Source organism: Bradyrhizobium sp. UFLA05-109, from assembly GCF_054185165.1.
The window spans coordinates 24,594-33,060 of record NZ_JBBIAR010000093.1 but is presented as its reverse complement, the minus strand read 5'-3'; the positions used below and the strand labels follow the sequence as shown (position 1 = coordinate 33,060).

General features: G+C 60.0%; 5 protein-coding genes. All 5 read right to left on the bottom strand.

Annotation, left to right across the window (positions count from 1 at the left end; all coding sequences use genetic code 11):
• Positions 1-1,217 (bottom strand): type VI secretion system Vgr family protein (locus tag Q3C01_RS40580; RefSeq protein ID WP_458150941.1); only part of this gene is annotated, 1,217 nt, incomplete at its 3' end.
• Between the two features lie 116 nt (positions 1,218-1,333).
• Entirely contained in the window at positions 1,334-2,272 is a 939-nt protein-coding gene (locus Q3C01_RS40575; RefSeq protein WP_458150940.1) for a serine/threonine-protein kinase, read from the bottom strand.
• Between the two features lie 261 nt (positions 2,273-2,533).
• Positions 2,534-6,148, bottom strand: a complete 3,615-nt coding sequence (tssM, locus tag Q3C01_RS40570; RefSeq protein ID WP_458150939.1) for a type VI secretion system membrane subunit TssM — start codon at positions 6,146-6,148, stop codon at positions 2,534-2,536.
• Between the two features lie 12 nt (positions 6,149-6,160).
• A complete protein-coding gene (gene icmH, locus Q3C01_RS40565; RefSeq protein ID WP_458150938.1) occupies positions 6,161-7,042 on the bottom strand; it encodes a type IVB secretion system protein IcmH/DotU in 882 nt (293 codons plus the stop codon).
• Positions 7,035-8,402 (bottom strand): type VI secretion system baseplate subunit TssK, encoded by a 1,368-nt coding sequence (gene tssK, locus Q3C01_RS40560; protein ID WP_458150937.1) that lies wholly within the window; start codon positions 8,400-8,402, stop codon positions 7,035-7,037. Before tssK ends, icmH begins: the two co-directional genes overlap by 8 nt.
• Positions 8,403-8,467 lie beyond the last annotated feature (65 nt).

Here is an 8,467-nt window from a genome sequence, read left to right as displayed (position 1 = left end):
TCATCTGCGAACGTAAATTGCACCTTATAGCGGCCCTGGTCGTCGATTTCCGCCCGCTCGTTCCACGCTTCTCCATCGATCTTGGCGCTGTAGAGGCCGACGCCCGGCGGCACAGGCGTCATAGCGACTGGACGGTAAGGCACGTCCGACCGAATGCAGTGGACCATGTTGTAGTAGGCCCGCCCGTTCCGCGGCAACGCGTTGAACCCGATCGGGGCCGGTCGGTAGGCCGAGTGATCTGCCGCGACGACGAGATATTCGCCATCGAACCGCGGATGGCCCTGCAGCTCGAAGATGCCCCCTGCGCGGAGCTGCGGCGCATCGCTTTGGGCGATGTACATCGTTTGACTAGCGCCAATTTGCTCCGCGCGGATCTTGGCAAGCGTGATTGCTTCTCCTTCGGTCGCAAAATGCCCGCCGAACCGTTCGGCCTGGCCTAAGAAACCGCTGCCTTGCCCGACCTCTTCATCTACGGATATGATGGAAGGCACCGTCTCGTTGTAATCGCGGAGCTTGATCGTCTTTGTCGAGAGAACGCGGCGTTGCCGGACTGACAGAATTGCGCTTTCGTCAACGCGGCGGGACGTGCCGCGGCCGCGTTGATGCGAATACAGGATAGCCGCGCTGGCGCCGAAGTTGACCTTGGGAAATGCCAGGTTCTTGTCACCGAAGACGACGGTTTCACCGTCGTCTTCCTGTTTGAAAAAATAGAAAATTCCGTTCCGTTCGCAAAGGCGCGAAATGAAATTGAAATCACTTTCATTGTACTGCGCGACATAATTGCGCTTTGGATAGCTGTCCAGATTGTACTCGGCCGGGATGCTGATGGCTGCCCTGTTCAGCTCCTGCTTGACGATGTCATCCACGCCGACCGGCTGGCCAGGGCCGTAAACGCGGCTAGCTATCGAGAGCTCGGTGACCGACAAGCGCGGCCGTAAAACGAACTGAAGCACCCGAAGTTCGGTTATTGTTGGGTCTAGTTCCTCTACCAGGGCGCAGAGGCCCGAGGCGATCCATCGCCCGCATGCGGTTTTGACCGTCAGCCTGGCGCGTTCACCGATCATCGAGCCGATATCTGCATCGCTCGATGTCGTGGCATAAACCTGATAGCTGAACGGCAGCGAAATGCACTCTGTACCTTCGAAGCCTTGCACGTCGAGCTCGAGCTCTGGCTTACTGAGAATATCCAGACTGATGCTGAGATTGTATTCGGTCATCGGTACACCACGTCGAAACGCTCGCAGAGCTAAGGAGCTCGTCCCTGTTACCACCGAGCGAGCTGCCATCAGGGACGACAAGCGTGTGCTCGCAATCTCCAAGCAGTGGGAATTGATCAAATAATATCTTGTCTCCTTACACGCTTTACGACAGGTGCATGGCGCGCGCCGCCCCACACGCGGTAAAACCAAGGCGGCCGGGTGAGCCCCTGGACAAACTCATCGACCGTCTGGATTCGGTCGCGACGGTTTAGAGCAAGACCTGAAGCGAGTGCCCGCCATTGCGCCGTAGAAATGCTCGACGGCTGCGCGGGCGTCAGATTCTCGTAAAGCGCCGCATCGGCCGGCCGCCGCCCATAGGGATGCGTGCCGGTCAGGACCAGATAGGCCACCACAGCGAGAGAATAGACATCATCGCTTTCCGCCCGCGGTTCGCCCATCAGCATCTCTGGCGATGCATAGGCCGGGGTCATTAAGGCGATCTGATCAGAGTTCGCCGCGCCGCTATCGCTTCCCGGCGTCTCCTCGAGAGTTAGCACCGCACCAAAGTCAAGAATTTTGACTGCACCACTTGACGTCATAAAGATGTTTCCCGGTTTCAGGTCGCCGTGGACCATTCCGAAACGGTGCATATGGGCAAGCCCCTGCGCCGCGGCGCGGATAATACGAAAGGAAACAGCGGGTGAGAGCGGACGTCGGTGATGTTCAACCAGGATCTGGGCTAACGAGCGGCCCTGGAGGAGCTCCATCACCAGGTAATGGTACTTGGCGTCATAATCGGAGTCATAAATGCGCACCAAATTCCGGTGTACGACCTTACGCAAAAGACGGGCTTCGCGATGTAGCAGCTCAATCAATTCCTGGCGCATGGTCGGGTGCTGTCGGATGACCTTCACTGCAACTTCGGGATTTGGTTCGCGCGCCCAAAGACCAATCCGATCGACCGCGCGATAGACGGTACTGATGCCACCGACGCCGATCACCTCCACCAGGTCGAAGCGGCCGCCGAGCAGGTGTCCCACGGGCGCGATTGGCCCCACCGAAGACGCGTTCAAAGTGCATCCTCGCTCAAACGGACAACGATCGCGCGGATATGCCCGGTTGTTCCCCTAGCGCAAGCCAAAAGTAGGCGGAGCGCCGAGATCGAGGTATCGATTTCAAAATGCGAGCTTTGCTTGCCGCCCGACGGCCCGCAGTCGACTTGCGCCTGATGGGGCGCCGCCAGGGATAGGTTGAGCCGCTGATGCCTCGTTCCAACGAGGCACCATTGCCAAAATTGTCCCGCAGATGCAGAAAAGAACTCCGACTCCCGCTGGTCATAGGCTATCCGGGCACCGGAACGAACGAAGGACACTCAAGCTAAAGGGGTTGCTTACACTTGCCGCGCGCAGCTCGTAGGTCACGTTGGTCCCATCCGGCTTACCGATCGTCATGGCAAACCGATCCGAAGCGCCACCTGAGGCCAGTTGTGACGCGTCGAGGAGCCGGAAGAGCGCCCAGGGGCCGGAGCGTTCGATCCTCTCCTCGGTTTTGTCTGCCCCGGTGAGCGTAATAGAAGCGTTACTTGCATCGCTTCGGGTTGGCCATTCGAACTCGTAGGCACGCGGCGCCTCGTGGCGATAGGCGATTTCCTTGCCGTCCAGGACAAACGTCGCGCCCATCAGTTTGGGGCTGAGGTAGACTGGTTTGATGCTGAACTTCACTGCCGGTGCGGACCCGGGGCTGCTGAAGAAAGCACTGCGGATCTCTCGCGCGCGCTGAAATTGGATCAATACATCCGCGCGGATGGGTGCCTCTGCGCCATCGATGGTCGCCGGTGCAAGGCCGGTCCGACGGTCGACGATCAGCGGGGAAAGGTATTTCTGAGAAAAGTCATCGACGATGCCGCCGGGACGGAAGAAATCACCGAAGTCCTTGAGCGTCATGTCTTCGCTGGCCAATTCGAACACTGGATAGCGCTGGAAAATGATACCCTGGCAGACCGGGACTACCTCACGCGTCCAAACCTCATCGACATGATCGCGCGCCCGCTTGAGCAAGATGCTCCACGTCTGAAGGGCCGTCTCGTTCATGATGGTGCGGATCGGCTCCGGTCGCAGCGCCGAGTCAGCGCGCAGGGCACCGAAAGCGTCGCTATTCGGATCCTTGGCGCGTCGCTGAACGAGCTGAAATGCGGCCTGGTTCGGATCCGGCGCTGCCGCGATATTGGCCATCGCGGCATAGAGGCCGCCGAAGAGACCACGGATATGATCCATGCCCGGCGGTTGTCCAGACGTCCCGTCTGCGGCTAGTTGGGCCAGAGGCCGGAACGCTTCGGTGATCCGCGTTCCCGGCCAGGGCGCATCGCCGAACGCAGCATGGAATAGAGCGCCTGCAGCATGACCGACGGCCGCCGAGGAAGGCGCAGCGCTTGTGCCAGTAGCTCCGGCCTTGGCCAGGGTCTGCTCCCCCGGCGGCGGCAAATTCGAATTGTCGTGTACGAGCGAAACGACCTGCTGGAGCGCGCTTTGAGAACCGGCCAATCCGCGCATAATCGCTGAGCCGCGTTGCAGATCGTCAAACTTGACGACGCGGATACTGCTCAGGGCATTTGTCCAAACACGGATATAATCGTTGACATACCGATCCATGACTTTGAGCGCGATCTGTTGAATATCTGCCGTGCCGATCGGGGCGCCAGCGAGTAACCAGTCGGCGTTCTGCTCTGCTCGTGCGATGAGCGGCAGGTTCGGCAGCACGAAATTGAGGAAACCCTCGCGTGTGAAGATGCCCGGGATTGTGGCACCACCGTTCGCATAAACCGATTCCTTCTCGTCAATGGAGGGAAAGGCAATCTGCAAAGCGCGCATCGGGGTGATCTCAACCTGGCCAGAGCCCACCAGACCCGTCAAATCGATCGGCCGCAAACGCGTGTTCTGAGCGCCCTCGCGTAGGAGGCGGGCGTAGACCTGCTCGACGACAGGACGCTTGCTCAGCCGCGAGCGTACCGCGCCTGCGAATTGCTGGTCGACATTAATAGGTTTCGGCAGCAGCTCGATAAGCCTTGCAAAATGCTCGTTCAGATCGCCCGCCGACGTCGGATCGAGCGCAAACGTTCGCGTAACTTCATTGCGCGCAGCCTGCGCGACTTCGCCGCGGTCGAAATGCCCCGGATCGCTCAGCATCCAATAGATGCGGAACACCTGCTTGACCTGGTCCAGCAAAGCGTCGTTGCCGGCCCGCAACAGGGCATCGATACGGATGGCGAGCCTATTGGCGAAAATCGGCAGCAGGCGATTGAGAAGAACGCGGTCGTAGGCATTTTGGGCAGCCGGCGCAAGCACAGGGGTCGCCGAGATGCCGACACCATCAAGCCAGGCAACCCAACTGTCTTCTCCTGCCGCCAGGCGTATCCGGCGCGCGGCATTGAGTGTCGGCAGGATGGCCTTAAGGTCGAGCGGTCCGCGAGTCTCCAGGAGGCGTGCCTCTGCAGTCTGCGCAGCCACTCTGGTTTGGTCGATGCGCGCCTCGCTGCGGACGAAGGCACTATACCACAGAAGGAAGGCAGCGATCGTCAGCACCATCGCCACAACATGGCCGCCGCCATGCACCAACGCGAGCCGGCGCTCAAGTTTCAAATTGCGACCGACCAGTCCCTGCTCGGCGAAGATCACTTCGGTCAGCAACTGCTTGATGAACAACCCCTTCCCCGGCGCCACTGTCGGCACCCGCCGGGCCAGCTGCAGACCGAAGTTCCGGCCAATCGCATCGATCACGCGCTCGATCGGCTTTCCCTCCTGTGTACCGCTGGTGAAGTAGACGCCACGCAGCATGGGCTCTACGTCGAAGCGGCGCGATTGGAAGACTTCACTAACGAATCCAGAAATTGCGGCCCGCACTCCCAAGAACTCCATCGGAAACGCATACATGCGTCCCCGCCGGCTGAGATCGCGTTCGTCGTACATGAGAAACGTCAGTCTGGCCTCGAGCCGCTCCGCAAGCTCCTGCATCTCCAAACCCACGGCGTCACCGACACGATCGCAAGGCTCAAGAGGAAAGGTTTTGCCCCACACTTGGGCACGCCCTTGATTGTCGAGATCGTCAAAATATTCGGTAAAGCCAGGCACCATGTCGCATTTGTTCACCAGTACATAAACCGGAATGCGCATTCGAAACGTCTTCAGTAGCTCCTGTATCCGCGAACGAATGGCCTCGATGTGCCGCCGCCTCACCGGCTCGTCCACCGACAAGAGATCGGCCAAGCTGACTGCAACGAGGATACCGTTGATGGGCCGCCGGCGCCGATGTGTCAGGAGAAGATCGAGAAAGCCACGCCAGGCCGCACGGTCGACCTCGGTATCCATGTCCTGCGTCGTGTAACGGCTTGCCGTGTCGATCAAGACTGCTTGTTCTGTGAACCACCAGTCGCAGTTTCGTGTGCCGCCGACGCCCGCGAGCGGTTCGACGCCAAGCTGCCGGGAAAGCGGAAACTCGAGCCCGGAGTTACGTAAAATCGTCGTTTTGCCCGCGCCCGGCGGGCCAATGATGATGTACCAGGGCAGTTCGAACAGATAACTTGGCCCGCGCTTGCCGGCGAAGACCGTATCACGCAGAACCTCCAGTGCGTCCTCGAAACGCCTGCGAATGAGTTCGAGCTCCTCCTGGCTGCTGTTGTCGGCAAACCCGATCAGGCCTTCGCTCTCCATCAGTGACTTGATGATGCGTCGGTTAGTGCGACGCGCCAGCCAGTAACGGACAAGCGTGACGAGCACGACCATGAGGAAAAGGCTCACGATCGCCGTGGCGCGGACGGTCAGTTGGTCGAGCGGACGTTGCTCGAACACGACGAGATAAGAACCGCCGAACCAGATGAGCAGGCTGATCGCGAGCAAGCAGATCAGCGTAACGATGCCTCGAACCGAGAAGAGTACCGCCAACTGAGCGCCGAACATCTGCGCCTCCCTCTAAAGCGGTCCTGAGCGGCCGATCGACTCGAGCAGCTGCTCGACAGCTGCCATTTGGATTCCGAGGCGCCATCGGAAAAAGACGTAGCCGATGAGCATCACAGAAGCGGCGACGGCGAAGATAATCCACAAGGGTCCGTAATTGCGCACGGCTGTGCGTGCTCTGATGCCACGCCATTCGCGCGACAGTTCAGCAGGCGGCGCGGTCGTGTATTCTCCCAAAAGGCGATGGACCTCAGAGCGCAGGTCTTCAAGCTGCTCGCGGCCGCCTTCCATGACGCGATATTTGCCCTCAAAGCCCATCAGCAAGCAGACATTGACGAGCTTAAGCAGTGCGAGGTATTTGGCAGGCTCAGCCTGGACGCGCTCGACGATCTGGAAGACCTTTTCGCCGCCCCACGTCTCGTTGTGGAACTGGTTGAGCAGACTATTGTCGCTCCAAGCGCTTTCACTGCCCCATGTCGTGGTCATCACAGCTTCGTCGACCAGCGCGCATATGAGGTAACGAGCAGCGCTCACATCGCCGCGGCGCGCCTGATTTTTGACGGCACGCTCTTCGAAGCGACGAATTTGCTCGACAGCTCCACGGCGCATCGCCCCTATATCGGCGCTCTCGACCATGCGAAGCTGCGCGACAACCAAAAGGATCGGTGTTGCGGCCGCAACCAAAGTGTCTTCCAGTGCGGTCGGATCGAACAGACCGTGCGCGACAATTTCGGCATGGTCGGCGACCCCAATTTCGCCGGGTTCAGCCGGTGGTGATGGCGCGACGGGAAACCTCGCAGCGGCGACCCTGGACGGAACGCGAAGGGAAGATTGGCCGCGTTGAATATTTCGGGTCGGAGCGAGCGGTCTGCGCCCAATGACTGTCGGCTCATCCATGTTTCTCAGCCTGGTTAGCCACACGTTCTCCACGGATGGCCCAGAATTCAAGATGCAGATCGGGGTAGTCACCGCTGACGTGGAAAGCGAAGGCCGCAGATCGCGGCAGTGTGCGCCATAGCTCCACTGACTGATCGAGCTCGAAATAGACGGCGCTCTGAATGTAGGGTATCTGGCGCGGCGCCACGGGCAGCGCGCGAACAGGAATACCCGGGAGCTGAAGATTGACGAGATCTCGAATCTGCTCGACCGAGCCTACCTTCATTTGCGCAGGAAGCTGGATACGCAGCGTCTCGGTCGCCACGCTCGCCACCGCTACGAGAACGAAGCGAGCATCCTGAAACAAGGCGCGATCGGCAATAAGAGCGATCAGGATGCCGTAACCGCGATCCTGCAGCGGGAGCGATATCGCGGCGCCCTGGATCACGACGGACAAGAGCTCGCGCAGGATACGTACCAGAGCCGTGAAACCGGTTTCGAGATCGTCGTGACAATAGGCAGGCATATCTGCGGGTATGCGGCGGTCGCCGGCGAAACTCGACAGCTGTCCTGCAAGGCCGAGCAGCGCCCGGAAGAGCGTTTCGGGATGATGCCCGCGTGTCGCTGCGAAATGGTCAAAGACGGCTTCGGCGCCGTTCACGATGGATAATGTGACAAGATCGATCAGTCCTGCGCCATCGGCCCTCGAGCGTGACGGATCGGCGCGGGCGGCAAGAGCCTCAGCGCGGGTCCGAAGCAGCGACCTGACCTCGTTCAACAGCGCAATCAGCGGTTGGACTGCGTGGATATCGAGGGCCGGCGGAAGATAGGTATCAGCCAGCGTAACGGCCCCGGTCGAATCGATCTCGTGGATTCGTCCAATGGGCATTGTAATCAACTCGCCCTGCTCCTCACCGTCGAACACAAGATGAGTTGCCAGCGCTGCAACATTGATATCGACAGGAGGTTTCTCAGGCGCAGTCGCGTTCCGGATCTGCAGGACTTCCTGACGATAACGGCTCGTAGGGTCTCCAGGAGGGAGCTCATTGCCGGTGTGCTGGCGCCGCGCCACAGCGATCTTGACCAGCAGGTTCTTCGCCGCGGCCGGAGGGGCTCGTCCAGGTGGAAGCTGGCCGTGCTCTGGCAAGCGAAGCGCCGTGCCGTCGGGCATAATCGCTTCGAGCTCGGTAAGGACAATCTGCCCGAGCGCGAGGCAGCTGCGATCGAAGACAATCTTCCGAACACCCCAACCGTGACCGATCAGACCGGTGACGCGATTCTCGAGCAGTTGCTCGATCCAGCGGTCGTATTGCTGCAGGTGCTGCGGCCGCACCAACATGCCTTCCGACCAGATCGGTTTACTCGTCACAGACATCGCCATGTCGCCTTGGGAACTCCAACAGTCGGGATCTGCTCAGAGCCCCGTCGCGACAGCAACAGAGGCGA

Bases quoted from the DNA above. Each gene is read 5' to 3' on its own strand.
- tssM (WP_458150939.1), bottom strand. From the start codon at position 6,148: ATGTTCGGCGCTCAGTTGGCGGTACTCTTCTCGGTTCGAGGCATCGTT.
- tssK (WP_458150937.1), bottom strand. From the start codon at position 8,402: ATGGCGATGTCTGTGACGAGTAAACCGATCTGGTCGGAAGGCATGTTG.
- icmH (WP_458150938.1), bottom strand. From the start codon at position 7,042: ATGGATGAGCCGACAGTCATTGGGCGCAGACCGCTCGCTCCGACCCGA.